Consider the following 353-nt stretch of genomic DNA (forward strand, 5'->3'; position numbering starts at 1 on the left):
GCGCATAGGCCGCCGGCAGGCCGGCCAGCAGCGACAGGCCGACCGTGCCGAGCGCCACCACGACGCTGTTGAGCCCGAGCCGCCATATCCCGCCATCGAGCAAGACGCGGTAATGCGCCAGCGTCGGATCCTGTGGCCAGAGCGCGATCGAGGTCGAGACATATTCGGCCGGCGGCTTGAGCGAGGTCGCGACCATCCAGACGAGCGGGATCAGCGAGAGCGCACAGAGCCCGAAGGCGGCGATGATCCGGATCATCGACCAGCCCCCTTGAGCAGCGAGGCGGCGTAAACCAGGGCGAGCAGGCCTGCGACCAGGATCATCACCACCGCGGCGGCAGACGCCAGCCCGATGT

Annotated in this window: 1 pseudogene; it reads right to left on the reverse strand. The window is 68.8% G+C overall.

Going from position 1 to position 353, the window contains the following annotated elements:
- Positions 1-256, reverse strand: a pseudogene (locus KQX66_RS36780) (hypothetical protein); the annotation flags it as partial.
- Positions 257-353 lie beyond the last annotated feature (97 nt).

The sequence above is a fragment of the Paenibacillus oleatilyticus genome, assembly GCF_018998565.1.
GTDB classification, from domain to species: domain Bacteria; phylum Bacillota; class Bacilli; order Paenibacillales; family NBRC-103111; genus Paenibacillus_G; species Paenibacillus_G oleatilyticus.